The organism is Anaerobacillus sp. QJM3NY_32, assembly GCF_056173645.1.
Map to the genome: position 1 here is coordinate 780,309 of NZ_CM149684.1, position 14,361 is coordinate 794,669.

Here is a 14,361-nt window from a genome sequence, read left to right on the forward strand (position 1 = left end):
TTGGAGGTAACATTATGAACCGTTGTGCATGGGTGAATGAAGAAGAAATTTATAAAGAGTATCATGATCATGAGTGGGGAGTTCCTGTTTATGACGATCAAAAACTTTTTGAAATGCTCATTTTAGAAGGAGCGCAGGCGGGGTTAAGTTGGATTACGATTTTGAAAAGAAGAGAGAATTATCGAGCTGCTTTTGATCAATTTATTGTTGAGAAAGTAGCGACTTATGATGAGGACAAAATACAAGAGCTACTCCATAATGAAGGCATTATACGGAATAAATTAAAGGTGCGCGGAACGGTAAAGAATGCGAAAGCATTTATGGAGGTTCAAGAAGAGTTCGGAAGCTTTTCATCATACATATGGGGTTTTACGCAAGACACTCCGATCATTCACGACTGGAAATCGATAGAGGAAGTACCTGCAGAAACAGAACTTAGCAAGAAGATTAGTAAAGATATGAAAAAGCGTGGTTTTACGTTTGTAGGTCCTGTTATTATATATAGCTTCTTGCAAGCTGTTGGTTTAGTCAATGATCATACAACTGACTGCTTCAGACATCCTGATTTTAGTGAAAAGGCTCAACTGTGATGCTGATTAAAAAAATAGTTTGCAACGTGCGAGAAGGTCAGGAAGCAACTTTTTCTAGAGGGCAAGAACGCTGGATTGAATTGCGAAATGACGAAGGGTTTATAGCTCAGTACGGTGGCTGGTCAGAAGGAAACGTGGCGATTATTATTGGTTTTTGGAAAAGCACCCAATCCTACAACCGTTTTATGAATGATGATCATGATGCCATCTATCTAAAAACAAATCAACAGGGAAGTATTGAATCGATTGATGTTCATCTTGAGGAAACCGATGTGAGGGATATTGAACAATACTCAAAAAGCTGGATGTTAGAGCAGCATAGTAAGGTAAATGAGCGATGGACCATTACGACTGAGAACCTGGAGGAGCTTAGATGAAGTGGTTGTTTATCGGGGATAGTATTACGGATTCAGGCAGAAACCAGGACCCTGAAGGACTTGGTTATGGATATGTAAGAATGATTAAGGAAGAGATAATAAAGGAATTCCATGTGGAGATCATCAATAAAGGCGTGAGTGGTGATCGAATCACTGATCTTGAAAGTAGATGGAAACGGGATGTTTTAGCGGTGGAACCTGATCTGATTTCCATTTCCATTGGCATTAACGATGTGTGGAGACAATTGGATTATTCTGAGATGGAGCAGGTGTTGCCAAGTGAGTTTGAGGAGATATATGAACGACTTTTAAATAAAGTAAATGATGGTATCGTGCAAATTGTCCTAATGGAACCAACGATTATTGAAGAGAATATCTATTCAAAAGGAAATCAGCTGCTTATGCCTTATGTTGAAATCGTTCGGAAGTTGGGAGCTAAGTTTGGCGCAATTGTTGTTCCTACTCATGGAACTTTCCTACAAGCGCTAAGGGAAAAGAAAGATACTCTCACAACGGATGGCGTTCATATGACTTCAGTAGGCAATCGTCTTATGGCTGATACATGGCTGAAATCATATAAAGACAATTTATTGCGCTAAATTTTAGCAAGATCTTATAAGATAAATCACCTCTTTCTTTTTATGATAGAGAGAGAGGTGATTTTATGTATATCAAATTAATGTTCAATCAAAACATAAGGTACTACTTGCTCGGAGGAGGGATTTCAAAGCTAGGCGATGTCCTTTCAGGTATGGCGTTTCTTTTTCTTGCTTATGAGATAACCGAATCTAAGGTATTGACGACTGGAATGGCGATCGCGGAAACTCTCCCTTATTTACTCTTTGGGTTGATAGGAGGGGTGATCTCTGATTGGGTACAGAAGAAGAGAATGCTCATTATTTTAGATTTTGTCAGAATTCCATTAATTGGATCTATTGTTTTGTTCTATTACGCAGATTTGTTAGGATATGCTTATTTACTGTTTGTTAGTTTTCTCATTCAATCGATTGGTTGCTTCTTTAACCCAGCTCATCGTGCTTTGCTGCCTCTTATGACAGAAGAGAAAGAACGAACATCGGTTAATGGATTGAATGATACACTTCAAAGAGGCGTTACGGTCATAAGTCCTTTTCTTTCAATATGGATTCTTACAACGCATGGTGCTGTCCATTTTTTTACTATTGACGCTATAACTTATGGATTGAGTGCATTCTTTCTTATGAAATTACAAGTGAAAGAAACCATTTATAATGGGAAAAAATCCTTGAGCGGAGTCTGGCGCTCAATCGGATCGTTTACTAAATGGGCTGGTGGGAATATCACCCTGAAGCATTTGTTTCTAAGTACTTTTGTAATTGTATTTCTTAATACCTGGGTTTGGGAAGTGGGGCTCCTACTCGCGCTTTCAGATATGACCTCGAGGAGTGAAGAGATTTATAGTTTGATACTAGGTTTGTTTGGTGCAGTTGTGATTGGAACGAATTTAGTCATTCCTTATATTGTAAAGGAAATGGATTTAAAAACATATATGATTGGTGCTTTCATTTGGGGAGCGGGCGTATTTTATTATGGCGTATTATACGAGTTAGAACATTTTTTTGTAGGTGCTATTCTAGTAGGAATAGGGATTCCGATAGCTGGACTTGCAAGAGTTTATCTCCTGCAAACCATCGTACCGAAAGAGCAGCTTGGAAGAGGGTTTAGCACGAACGCTGTTCTACTCTATCTTGCTAATACTCTTTCATTGGCTCTATTTGGTGCATTCGCTGTTCTTCTGCCAATTCAAGTTATAATGGTTGTTAGTGGAATGTTAATGATGCTCATTAGTATCGTCTATCTTATAGGAACTACTACGGATTTGAGAAGGAGATTTTCCATACAACTTTTTAAATAGATGATTGTAAGAAGAAAGATTCTTGAATCCTGATGAAAAAGCAATTGATAGAATTGATTCACTAGAGTGAAGAAGCTTTTCCTGACTTTTCATAATGCGATAAAGTTGCAGGAATGAATAAGGCGAAATACCAAGCGCTTCTTTAAAGGAGTGAGCGAATTGATATTTCGAGAGTCCTGTCAGGTTAGCGAGCTGATCAAGCGACCAGTCTTCTTGAAACCCTTCTTTCATAGCTGTAATAGCAGTAGTTAGCGGAAACTTAGCTGAAGGGATGGGGAGCTCCTGTTGATGCAATCCTGGAGCATGCTTGAGCATGAGGATAACGAGTTGTACCGCACTGTGCTCAAGGAAGTAAGTACTTTCTTCGGCTTGCAAACTGTTCTCCATACAATCTCGTACAAAAGAAGCCCACTGCTGAAGCTGTGGATGATAATAAGGAATAGATGCAAATTCAGGATAACGTACACTGAGATTGAGATCTTTTGCTACTTCTTGAAACATCGTTTCATCCAGTTCAATTAGAAACTTTTCATGCGTAACGTTAAGTTGGCGGTGGGTATCACCGGGGTTAAGAACATAGAACTGCCCTTTATCAATTGAAATATCACCACGTGGTGTTTCGTAAAGCCCTGACCCCTGGTGAGAGAATATAAACTTATAACAATTATCACTTCTCCAGCTTCGTTCTTGTAATTTGTCTTTCCTCATAAGAAGAAGGCCATTGTTAAATGGTTTAATCATTGTGATAGCTCCTTATTTCACCTAATCAAAAACAGGTGGAAGGGTAACGTTGTTATGGAGATTATAAAGCATCCCAACCTGTGATTCAGTTATTCTGCCAGTAGACAAAGGGGGAAGCTCGTCTTGAGCGAAAAAACCACAGTCACTTGTTTCGATACTTTCGGTCGCATCTCCACCGACTAGATCACACTCAATCATCACCTTATAAATATGATAAGGCGATGGTGGGTGAGGGTGTTTTTTGTGATCGAGCACGGCAAGAAGTCGCCGTGCTTCTACAATGTATCCTGATTCTTCTTGAACTTCTTTTACCGCTACTTCTCCTGGCGTAAAGCCTATGTCACCCCAGCCGCCGGGAAGGGACCACTTGCCATCAGCTTTTTCTTTAACGAAAAGCAATTTACCTTCATGAAAAACAGCTGCACGAACGTCTACTTTAGGCGTTTGATAGCCGGTTTCATTCGTAAAAAGTTCGCTAATTGTTCTCATATCATATTCCGTGTAGGTTTCCATGATTTCAGCACTTAGCTGTCTTAGTTCAATATATCTTTCATAATCATAGTTATCCTGCGTATAAGTTAGCCCTGCTTGAGCAATGGATTGAATTTGTTTTGCCCAGGTAAGCCATTTTTCTTCCATATCAAAGCATCCTTCCAAACTAATTCTCTGACAAATAGTATTCTAGAAAAAAGTATAAACGCCTGCTTTTAAAAAAATTATTCAAAACGGGGCTCTGAATAACGTCCAAACCAATCATAACGGTTTTTTGAAAACCAGATATAGAGTGGTGAACCAAGCTTATCAATAAAAGGTAAGTATAGTAGTAAAGAGAGCGGTACCGTTACAGGAAGTGCCATTAACAGTCGTCTTACCGTATAAAAGCCTGCATGAAGGTTCCCCGATGTCGTGAGCATATGAATTTCATCATACATTCGTTTGTGGCGAAACTGCATATAAGGATAGTCTTCCGGGTGCTCCTCAATTTCTTGGACCGGTATCCATTCGATCTTATTAAACCAGTCCAGTTTGCGAAGTGATTTCTTTACATAAAAACAAAAAGGACATTCAGCATCATAGAAAACGAGATGTTTCATCGCGATAGCCTCCAATATAAATAATTCATTCTCCTACTCTTTTCACTTATTATCCCAATTTTAAACTGGATGACAATAGTTGACAGAAAATTGTAATATTATTATAGTTTAATTAGAGTTAAGAAAACGCTTACAGGAGTGAGGTTGAGTGAAACGACTTGAAGGTAGAGTGGCATACATAACTGGTGGGAGCAGAGGGATCGGTGCGAGCATTGCAGAAAAGTTTGCAGATGAAGGGGCTAAGGTATACCTTGCCGATGTGAACGAAGAAGCCCTTTCGATAACAAGAAAGAAATTAGAAGAGAAAGGCTTCTCGGTTATGATAGGAGTTGTGGACGTTACAAAGCGAGAGCAGGTAGAGTCCAGTATGAAAGAAGCGGCAGAAGCATACGGGTCAATTGATATTCTTGTAAACAACGCTGGAGTTATTCGAGATAATCTATTATTTAAAATGAGCGATGAAGACTGGATGACGGTCATGCAGGTACATCTTACTGGGAGTTTTTATGCTTCAAGAGCGGCACAAAAGTATATGGTTGATCAAGGATATGGTCGCATCATAAGTCTATCCTCTACTTCTGCACTAGGTAATCGTGGACAAACGAACTATGCAGCTGCCAAAGCGGGCATTCAGGGGTTAACCAAAACGCTCTCACTCGAGCTTGGTAAATATGGCATTACGGCCAATGCTATTGCGCCAGGATTTATTGAAAGTGATATGACAAAAGCAACGGCCGAACGACTCGGTGTTGAATTTAATCAGTTTATTGAATACAACAAAAAGCAGATTCCAGTTGCTAGAACAGGGAAACCTGAAGACATTGCGAATGCTGCACTCTTTTTTGCTGATGAAAACTCATCCTTTGTTAGTGGACAAGTTCTTTATGTTGCAGGTGGACCACGAACGTAATATCGATAAAAGCAGTCCAACTGGGCTGCTTTATTCTTTTCTCTGACGTTTCACTGATCCTATAGAGGGGTACTTTCCCATTATGGATAAGGAAACGAAGGAGGAGTCATGATGTTTGATAAAAATGCTGGCGAGATTTTACTGAATACACTCTCTGAATGGGGAGTAGACCATGTGTATGGTTTACCAGGAGATTCGATTAACCATTTTGTAGAGAATTTGCGGAATGCTCAAGATCGTATGAAGTTCATTCAGGTGCGACATGAAGAGGTAGGTGCCCTTGCAGCAGCATCGTACGCGAAAATAACAGGCAAAATAGGTGTCTGCCTTTCTATTGCGGGACCAGGAGCAGTTCATTTGATGAATGGTCTTTATGATGCGAAGGCTGACGGTGCACCAGTTCTCGTTATTGCTGGACAAGTCGCAAGCGACCAACTTGGAACGGATCAATTCCAGGAAATTAACCTTGAACGAATGTTTGATGATGTATCTGTATTTAACCGCAGGGTGGAAACTGCGGCATCGTTACCTGACTTAACTCATCAAGCTATACGAACAGCTGTTGAGAAAAAGGGCGTAGCGATCCTTACAATTCCAGATGACCTTGCAGCTGAGAAGGTAAAACAAAAGGTGGAGAATACGTCCCTCATTCGCTCGAAAGCAGTTGTTCATCCACATGACTCCAATTTAAATGAAGCTGTCGCTATGTTAAATGAAGCGAAGCGACCGGTCATTTTAGCAGGAAAAGGCTCTAAACATGCGAGAGAAGAACTGTTAAGCTTTGCAGAAAAAGCAGGAGCCCCGGTTATTTTAAGTTTACCAGGTAAAGGAGCTATTCCAGACGTTCATCCTTATAACCTTGGTCAACTCGGTCAGATTGGAACGAAGCCTGCTTATGAAGCAATGGAAGAAACTGATTTACTCATCATGGTCGGTACGTCATTCCCGTATCGCGATTATTTACCTGATAAAGCAAAGGCGATCCAGGTTGATATTGACCCAACTCAAATCGGGAAACGTTATCCTGTAACGGTAGGATTAATAGGAGATGCCAAGTGGACGTTATCTTACTTAACCGAGCATACTACCTACCAGGAAGACCGTGAATTTATTGAAAAATGTCAGGACAATATGAAAAACTGGTGGGCTCATCTTGAAAAGATTGAATCGGAACAGTCTACACCAATTAAACCACAGCAAATCATGCCACAACTTCAAAAAGTTTTGGATGATGATGCCGTCTTGTCAATCGATGTAGGGAATGTGACAGTTTGGTCAGCAAGGCATTTACGCATCACGAATCAAAAATTCATCATTTCCTCATGGATGGCGACGATGGGATGTGGTCTTCCAGGAGCGATTGCAGGTAAGATAGCTCATCCAGATCGTCAGGCCGTAGCGATTTGCGGTGACGGTGGTTTTACGATGGTGATGCAAGATTTCTTAACAGCTGTGAAATATAAGCTACCTATGATGGTTGTCGTCTTTAACAACGAACGTCTTGGCATGATTAAATATGAACAGCAGGAAATAGGGAACATAGATTATGAAACGGAATTAAAAGACTTTAACTTTGCCGCATTTGCTGAAACAGCTGGTGGGGAAGGTTACCGCGTCGAAAAGTATGAAGAATTGCTTCCGGCTTTTGAACGAGCTGCGAAATCACCGAAGCCTGTTATTGTCGACATTGTGATTGAAGAGCAGCCGCCTCTTCCAGGCAAAATCACGTATGAACAGGCAGCAAGCTATTCGAAATACATGCTCAAAAAAGCATTTGAAGAACAGGAAATTGATATGCCACCGCTTAAAAAGGCATTGAAGCGAATTTTTTAATTAAGTTACTGGGGAGCCCGCTTATTGGCGGGCTTTTCGCTATAGCTATGGAGATAAAGGAGAGACAACCATGCATCTTGTATTTTGCTATGGAACGCTACGATTAGGAGAAAGCAATCATGGTGTCATAAAAGAAGCTGCTCTAAAAGAAAGCTTCTGTTGGACAAAGGGACAGCTTTATGACACACAGGATGGTTACCCTGCTTTAGTTCAAAGCGAGGAGCATAACGTATATGGAGAAGTCTACGAGGTGGATAATCAGTTACTAGAAAGAATTAATATTCTCGAAGGTTATCAGGAAGGGCGCGATCATAACTTGTATGACCGTGTCATGCAGGAAATCGAAAGTGAGCAAGGAAGTTATGAAGCCATTACTTATATTATGAAAAATCCAGAAAAGCGTTTTATCGAAATACCAGGTGGAGACTGGATAGCGTATCGGAAAGATAAAAGGTAACTAATCGAGACTAGCTCAATGAAAGAAAGCACACCTCCCAAAATGGAGCGTGTGCTTTTTGAATAATTAGTCTGTTAGAATCATATAATCTTCAGGAATGTGAAGGGTTGTTTCATAATAAGCCTCATCTGAGTAGTGATCTGAAATGTTTTTTTCAATCATTCTGTAAGTTAAATAGGGCTGTTGAATCGGTTCTTTTACAATCGTCGCTTCAACAATTTTTTCTTGTTTTACACCAGTATCGGTAGTGGTGACTAGCTCGATCCAAATTGGAGATATGTCTTCGTCTACATAATTTGATTTTATACCGTTATTAGGGTCTTTTAGTAATTGAGAAAAATCCTCTACTTGTTCGTTGTGCTCATGTAAAGACTGAAGATAAGGTGCGAGTGTATTTTCTTTCCATGATTTCTCGTCCATTGAAAAATCATAGCTATTTAACGTGTACGATAAATACCCTATGATGAGTAAGATGATGAACAGGAAGGCTCCTCTAAATAGAAATTTTGATGGGGATAAGATGTTACGGTTACGGATCAGGTGCATAATAAAAATGAGTCCAACGATGATCCATAATACCTCGGATATGATGGTGAGTGGAGCATCTGAGAGCTTTTCCACTTCATTATAGCTTTCAATGACTTGATTGATTGTTGGCATGCTTACTTTCCTCCTGAATGTCAGAGAAACATTAATTGTTCCTTTTATTCAACTCTACTATCGTTTTAAGACGACTTGATCATTGTAACAGTAATTTAACTGTTTTATCCATATGGAGTGAATGTTTAGTAAAATAGATAGGTGATTGTTTTAGGTTTTTATCAAACTTATATTATTGGATCAAATTATGAGAAACTAGGTGACGGTACATGCTTCAATATACGATTTGTTTTATCAAAAGAAATCAAGATCTTCTCCTATTAAATCGACGCAAAGCCCCAACAATGGGTCTCTGGAACGGCGTTGGTGGGAAGCTAGAACAGAATGAAACGCCGTCTGAGTGTATAATAAGAGAAACCTTTGAAGAGACAGGGATTGAATTAGAGAGCGTTACCTATGCAGGGAATGCTCTTTTTTATAGTGAGCAGGGCAACTCAGGTATGTACATTTTTATCGCGGATTTACCAGAAGGAATGGTTCTTACTACACCTATAAATACGGCAGAAGGAATACTAGACTGGAAACGAATAGATTGGATTCTAGATGAAGATAACCAGGGTGTAGTAAGCAATCTGCAGAAGTTTTTGCCCGAAGTACTTGGAGGAAACTATTTACAGGAGCACAGATTTATCTATCACGATCATCAAATGCAATCTTATTCGGTCTCTCCACTCGTAGAGAATGAAGTCAAAACTGTTCACAAATAAATTGGTCATAGGAAAACAAAAAAAAGAGCGCCAAACTTAAATGGAAGTTTGGCGTTCTTTTAATTATGTGTATTAATGCGAGGTTTGTGGTTGTCTCTTCTCAACCTTTTTCGCTTCTCGGTTGTTACGTATAAACATATAGAACGAAGCTGAGAAAATGATAATATAGCCAATAATACTCCAGGCATCAGGTATTTGACCGAATAGTACAATGCTGATTAAAGCAGAGTAAACGACGGTCGAGTAGAAGAAAATCGAGATTTCTCGAGCAGGTGCAAATTTATAGGCTACGGTGAGCCCAAATTGTCCAAGCGTTGCGAATACGCCTGCTAATAATAGATAGATCAGCTGTTTTGTTTCCATTGGTTCATAGAAGATAATCACGAATGGCAATAATACTACTGTTGAGAAGAATGAGAAATAGAAAACAACTGTATAGAATTTTTCACGCTGTCCAAGAACTCTGAGTACCGTATAGGCACCTGCAGCAAAAATAGCAGAAAGCAGTCCGGAAATATACGGAACTGTCTCGACTGAGAACTGTGGCTTTATAATTAATAGCGTTCCGATGAAAGCGATGATGATCGCAATGATCTGGAACCGTTTCGCTTTTTCTTTTAAGAAAAGAGCGGAAAAAATAATTAATAAGAAAGGACTAAGCTTATTGAGCATGTCGGCATCAGAGAGGACAAGGTTGTCAATCGCATAGAAATAGAAAATGATTCCTAGTGTTCCAAGCGCTGATCGCAGGAGCAAGAATTTCTGGTTCTCCTTTTTACCGAATAGTCTTTCTTTGTAGTACATCACAAAGCCAAATGAAATGATGGCAGAGACGGCATTTCGAAACATCGTTTTTTGAATCGTTGGCACGTCACCTGATAGCTTTACAAAAGCAGCCATCATCGCAAATCCAAATGATGATATTAGCAATAGGATAATTCCTTTATTTCGGTCACTCATCAAATTCCTCCAGTTTGTCAATCACTTCTATCACTTTACTGCAAAGGAATCCTCTTTTTCAACTACAGAGCTTAAAGTAAGAAATGTCACAAAATTGATTCATTCTTTCTAGAAGGGATTGTGGCATAGTAGAAGGGTGATTGAACCTTTTCGAAATCGCGTTGATAAAAATGTTCGGTTAATGAGAGGGTATATATGGGTAAAGTAGGTACTAGACAGAAAGCAAAAGGAGAAACGTGAACATGTTTGTGTGGCGCAATATTTATCGAGGATTATTAATGGGCGTAAGTGATTTAATCCCTGGCGTAAGTGGTGGTACGATTGCCATGGTGCTTGGCATTTATAGAAGACTGATTAGCGGTATTAATGGATTGATGAGTAAGAATTGGAAAAAAGAACTTGGGTTTTTTATTCCTCTTTTAATAGGAGTAGGACTTGCATTACTGCTCGTTAGTCAGCTTATGGAGAAATTGCTCGAGCATTATCCACAGCCTACGTTCTTTTTCTTTATTGGCTTAATTATTGGGGTTGTCCCGTTTTTATTAAAAAAAGTAGACTATAAGAAAACGTTCGAGCCTTTCCATTATGGATTGTTAATTGTAGCGGCGATTTTAATTGCTTCCACTTTGTTTCTAAAAGGGGATGGATCAGGAGAGGTGATGAAATCGTTAAGTATGGTTGATTACATCATTCTGTTTTTCTCTGGGTGGCTAGCTAGTACAGCTATGATTCTCCCTGGTGTTAGCGGCTCTTTTGTCTTATTACTGCTTGGGTCATATCAGACTGTTATCCACGGTCTTTCATCGTTTCAAATTCCCCTTCTACTAACGGTAGGAGCAGGAATTATTATTGGATTAAGCTTAACAGGTAAGGTCATTGCTCACTTACTTTCAAAATATACGGTTTCGACTTATGCCGTTATGATTGGTTTAGTGATCGGCTCAGTCGTTGTGTTGTATCCAGGCTTCGAGTCAGATGTTGGACTTGCGGTAGTTAGCATCTTAACATTATTGTGTGGACTTGGCGCAGCTATGGTACTTGGGAAAATTGAACATAAGGAAGAATAACAAAAACCGCAGGAAAGCCTGCGGTTTTTGTGTGTTTTATTGCTCTTCTTGCTTTGGTTTTGTATGAGGAAATACAAGATGTTTCATCATAAAGAAGCTTGAAGCAGAAGAGAGGAACATGGCGAGTCCTTTTGAAATATTCCGTTCAATGTAGCGTGGCAACGTGATCCATTCGAAAATCAAGAGAGCGCCATAAAAGACAAGGTTGCTAATACCAAGTGCGATTATGGCCTGAACTAGAAATAACAGCACCTGTTTTTTGTCATGGATCGCTTTTGAAGGGAACGTAAGCTTGGCATTCCAGAAATAGCTGTTAATGATCGCCAGAACGTATGAAATTGTGTTGTACATAATAAGCTGGATTCGATCATCTGTTGGAAATAACAGCATGAGCAGGTTTAAAGCACCGATATCAACTAGTGCATTTATCACACCAATTACACTGAAACTCATCACCTGTTTAGAACCCTTGCCAATTTTCCGCTGCTTCATATACTCATCCTTCTATCTATTGGATCGCCTGCTGCTGTTCTTCTTGCTTTTGCTCAATGGCGGACTCATAGAAATCAAGTAGCTGCTGTGCTGGACCTCGCCAACCGTAATCTCTAGAATGCTCGTAAGCTTCTTTTGACATTTTTTCTAATAGCCCTTTTTCCTGAAGGCGATTAATGACTTCAGTGAGGTTACCGTTCGTTCCTGAACGATAGAGTAGACCTGTTGAACCATCCTCAACCTGTTCGTTCGTTGGACCAGATTCTGCGGCAATAACAGGAAGGCCACTTGCCATCGCTTCAAGTATGACAAGTCCGAGCGTTTCGGTCGTTGATGGAAACATAAACGCATCTGCAGAAGCATAAGCTCTTGCTAGTTCTTCACCATGAAGAAAACCAGTAAAAGATACGTTGTCAAGATGACCGAAGTTCTTTTCAAGTTCACCTCGATAAGGGCCATCCCCAACAATCGCCAGGTGAGCATCTGGCTTTTCTTCAAGCATCGGAACGAGCGAATCGATTTCTTTCTCGAATGCAAGTCTTCCGACAAAGAGGAGAAGGGTTTTATCTGGATTGTCGTTTGATAACCGTCGTCTCATGTCGCTGTCACGAAGTTCAGGATTAAACCGTTCAGTATCAACACCGCGTTTCCACAAATGCATGTTATAGAAGTTTTGTTCATTTAACTCTTCTAATATGGCTTGTGATGTACAGAGGTTAATATCCGCTTTGTTGTGCATTCTTCTGAAGTGCCACCAGAGAAGAGGTTCCGACCATGACATATTGTAGTGATCAGCGTATTTAGGAACGTGAGTATGATAAGAAGCAATAAGCGGAACCCCTAGTTTCTTACCATATTTGATACCAGAATAGCCCATAAAAGCCGGATTAACGACATGTACAAGATCAGGATCAAACTCCTCTAAATAGGTTTTAATCACACGAGTTGGCATGCCGAATTTCCGATGTTTATATAGAAAGAATGTACGAGGCTGAACTCCATCAAAACGAATATTCCGATAGCTGCGCACTCCTAAATCTGGAGCAATGACCTGAATATCATGCCCTTGATCAATTAAATAATCGATCGATGCACGAAGTCTTGTCACCACGCCATCTGTTGAAGGAAGGAATGTCTCTGTTACGATGGATATTTTCATAAGAACACCTCAGTTAGTATTGTGCATCTTTTACTTCCAGGTCACGTTAGGAAGAACGTTTTCTTTCAGTACGCGGTCTTTGTATTTGAGAGCTGTATCAAGCGTTCTCGAAATGTGTTCATCTGTTAAAAGAGAAGGCTCAAGACCAAGATCAATTAAGCTCGTGTTTACAGCGTGATAGTAGTGCTCTTCTTTCTCAACACGAGGGTTCTCAAGGTGATCGATGTTCACATTGAGTCCTTTAGCTTCAGCTACACGCTGAACTTTCTCAGCCAGTTCAAGTACAGAAAACTCTTCAGTAAACTGATTGAACACGCGGAATTCTCCTTTGTCGGCCGGGTTTTCTGCTGCAATTTCTACACAGCGAATCGTGTCCTTAATGTTTAAGAAAGCGCGCGTTTGTTTACCAGATCCGTACACTGTTAAGTTATGGCCAATTGCTGCTTGAATGATGAAACGGTTAAGGGCTGTACCAAATACACCATCGTAATCCAGGCGATTGATTAAACCTTCATCGAGTTCATCTTCATCTGTATGAAGTCCATAAACAATTCCTTGATTTAAGTCTGTTGCACGAATGCCCCATATTTTGCAGGCAAACTGAATATTATGGCTATCATGTACTTTTGATAAATGATAGAACGATCCCGGCTGTTTCGGGAATGGAAGAACGTCTTCACGTCCTTTATGTTCTATTTTTATGTATCCTTCTTCGATATCTATGTTAGGCTGTCCATACTCACCCATTGTGCCCAATTTAATTAAGTGACAATCAGGTGTAACTTCTTTAATCGCATAGAGCACGTTCAAGTTACCAACAACGTTATTCGTTTGTGTAAATACCGCATGCTCACGGTCGATCATAGAATATGGTGCTGAGCGCTGTTCAGCAAAGTGAACAAATGCTTCAGGCTGTACTTGCTTGAAGATTTCTTTTAAGAAGTCATAGTGCATCAAATCACAATCATACGTTGCAATATGCTTACCTGATTTTTCTTCCCATAATTTCACGCGTTCTTCAAGGGGTAAGATGGGGGTGAGTGAGTTCGATCGAAGCTCATCATCCCATTTACGGCGTACCATGTTATCAATGATCGTAACCTCATGGCCCTGCTTTGATAAGTAAAGTGCGGTTGGCCATCCACAGAAACCATCTCCGCCTGCTACAATAATTCTCATAGATTTTACCTCCATCACAATGGTCGATTTAGTTGTAGAAATCCTTGCTTTATCAAATATTTACGATAGCATTCCTCAAGATGGCATTCAACTCGCAACAATCAATTTACGAAATCTTTAAACCAATCCGAAAATGTATCATTATTTCTTTCCCTAAAAAGAGTATCACTACACCTTTTAGTTTGCATGAAACGCTTCATAAAAACAATTAATTAATTTAGAAAATTCAAAACGATCGTTT

General features: G+C 39.8%; 17 protein-coding genes. 9 read left to right on the top strand and 8 right to left on the bottom strand.

From position 1 onward, the window contains the following. Positions 1-14: 14 nt before the first annotated feature. The 4 genes from AC0VYH_RS04230 to AC0VYH_RS04245 all read left to right on the top strand — a co-directional run bounded on the left by AC0VYH_RS04230 (position 15) and on the right by AC0VYH_RS04245 (position 2,861). Positions 15-590 carry a DNA-3-methyladenine glycosylase I gene (locus AC0VYH_RS04230; protein WP_475373324.1) on the top strand — a complete coding sequence of 192 codons (576 nt, stop codon included), beginning with the start codon at positions 15-17 and terminating at the stop codon, positions 588-590. Further along, positions 590-967, top strand: a complete 378-nt coding sequence (locus tag AC0VYH_RS04235) for a DUF4937 domain-containing protein (RefSeq protein ID WP_475373325.1) — start codon at positions 590-592, stop codon at positions 965-967. Before AC0VYH_RS04230 ends, AC0VYH_RS04235 begins: the two co-directional genes overlap by 1 nt. Continuing rightward, positions 964-1,566 (top strand): SGNH/GDSL hydrolase family protein, encoded by a 603-nt coding sequence (locus AC0VYH_RS04240; protein ID WP_475373326.1) that lies wholly within the window; start codon positions 964-966, stop codon positions 1,564-1,566. The genes AC0VYH_RS04235 and AC0VYH_RS04240 overlap by 4 nt, the downstream gene beginning before the upstream one ends. Positions 1,567-1,631: 65 nt before the next feature. Further along, the gene (locus AC0VYH_RS04245; protein ID WP_475373327.1) at positions 1,632-2,861 is read left to right on the top strand and encodes an MFS transporter; all 1,230 of its coding nucleotides are present in this window, start codon (positions 1,632-1,634) and stop codon (positions 2,859-2,861) included. On the opposite strand, the gene AC0VYH_RS04250 is transcribed toward AC0VYH_RS04245, so the two are convergent. The 3 genes from AC0VYH_RS04250 to AC0VYH_RS04260 form a co-directional block, all read right to left on the bottom strand. After that, a complete protein-coding gene (locus tag AC0VYH_RS04250) occupies positions 2,778-3,602 on the bottom strand; it encodes a helix-turn-helix domain-containing protein (RefSeq protein WP_475373328.1) in 825 nt (274 codons plus the stop codon). The genes AC0VYH_RS04245 and AC0VYH_RS04250 overlap by 84 nt on opposite strands. Positions 3,603-3,623: 21 nt before the next feature. After that, positions 3,624-4,241, bottom strand: coding sequence for an NUDIX hydrolase (locus tag AC0VYH_RS04255; RefSeq protein WP_475373329.1), 618 nt, complete (start codon positions 4,239-4,241; stop codon positions 3,624-3,626). Between the two features lie 77 nt (positions 4,242-4,318). Next, a complete protein-coding gene (locus AC0VYH_RS04260) occupies positions 4,319-4,696 on the bottom strand; it encodes a thiol-disulfide oxidoreductase DCC family protein (RefSeq protein WP_475373330.1) in 378 nt (125 codons plus the stop codon). A gap of 148 nt (positions 4,697-4,844) precedes the next feature. On the opposite strand from AC0VYH_RS04260, the gene fabG reads away from it, so the two are divergent. The 3 genes from fabG (at position 4,845) to AC0VYH_RS04275 (ending at position 7,896) form a co-directional block, all read left to right on the top strand. Beyond that, the gene (gene fabG / locus AC0VYH_RS04265) at positions 4,845-5,606 is read left to right on the top strand and encodes a 3-oxoacyl-ACP reductase FabG (RefSeq protein WP_475373331.1); all 762 of its coding nucleotides are present in this window, start codon (positions 4,845-4,847) and stop codon (positions 5,604-5,606) included. A 111-nt stretch (positions 5,607-5,717) separates the two neighbouring features. Beyond that, positions 5,718-7,439 (top strand): pyruvate oxidase, encoded by a 1,722-nt coding sequence (locus AC0VYH_RS04270; protein WP_194220365.1) that lies wholly within the window; start codon positions 5,718-5,720, stop codon positions 7,437-7,439. Positions 7,440-7,509: 70 nt separating this feature from the next. After that, positions 7,510-7,896, top strand: a complete 387-nt coding sequence (locus AC0VYH_RS04275) for a gamma-glutamylcyclotransferase family protein (RefSeq protein ID WP_194220366.1) — start codon at positions 7,510-7,512, stop codon at positions 7,894-7,896. A gap of 66 nt (positions 7,897-7,962) precedes the next feature. On the opposite strand, the gene AC0VYH_RS04280 is transcribed toward AC0VYH_RS04275, so the two are convergent. Beyond that, on the bottom strand, positions 7,963-8,556 hold the full coding sequence (locus tag AC0VYH_RS04280) for a hypothetical protein (RefSeq protein ID WP_303530378.1): 594 nt from the start codon (positions 8,554-8,556) through the stop codon (positions 7,963-7,965). 209 nt (positions 8,557-8,765) lie between these two features. Between AC0VYH_RS04280 and AC0VYH_RS04285 the strand changes: the two genes are divergently transcribed. Then, positions 8,766-9,263 (top strand): NUDIX hydrolase, encoded by a 498-nt coding sequence (locus AC0VYH_RS04285; protein ID WP_475373332.1) that lies wholly within the window; start codon positions 8,766-8,768, stop codon positions 9,261-9,263. A gap of 72 nt (positions 9,264-9,335) precedes the next feature. On the opposite strand, the gene AC0VYH_RS04290 is transcribed toward AC0VYH_RS04285, so the two are convergent. Beyond that, entirely contained in the window at positions 9,336-10,223 is an 888-nt protein-coding gene (locus AC0VYH_RS04290) for a DMT family transporter (protein WP_194220368.1), read from the bottom strand. 242 nt (positions 10,224-10,465) lie between these two features. Here AC0VYH_RS04290 and AC0VYH_RS04295 point away from each other — a divergent pair, with 242 nt between their 5' ends. Then, complete coding sequence (locus AC0VYH_RS04295; RefSeq protein WP_475373333.1) at positions 10,466-11,290, top strand: DUF368 domain-containing protein; 825 nt, start codon at positions 10,466-10,468, stop codon at positions 11,288-11,290. A gap of 36 nt (positions 11,291-11,326) precedes the next feature. Here AC0VYH_RS04295 and AC0VYH_RS04300 read toward each other — a convergent pair whose 3' ends face one another. From AC0VYH_RS04300 to AC0VYH_RS04310, 3 genes are read right to left on the bottom strand one after another with little or no spacing between them, the layout of a single operon-like run. Then, complete coding sequence (locus tag AC0VYH_RS04300) at positions 11,327-11,782, bottom strand: GtrA family protein (RefSeq protein WP_475373334.1); 456 nt, start codon at positions 11,780-11,782, stop codon at positions 11,327-11,329. Positions 11,783-11,798: 16 nt separating this feature from the next. Further along, complete coding sequence (locus tag AC0VYH_RS04305; protein WP_475373335.1) at positions 11,799-12,941, bottom strand: glycosyltransferase family 4 protein; 1,143 nt, start codon at positions 12,939-12,941, stop codon at positions 11,799-11,801. A gap of 30 nt (positions 12,942-12,971) precedes the next feature. Continuing rightward, positions 12,972-14,120 (bottom strand): NAD-dependent epimerase/dehydratase family protein, encoded by a 1,149-nt coding sequence (locus AC0VYH_RS04310; protein ID WP_194220372.1) that lies wholly within the window; start codon positions 14,118-14,120, stop codon positions 12,972-12,974. Positions 14,121-14,361 lie beyond the last annotated feature (241 nt).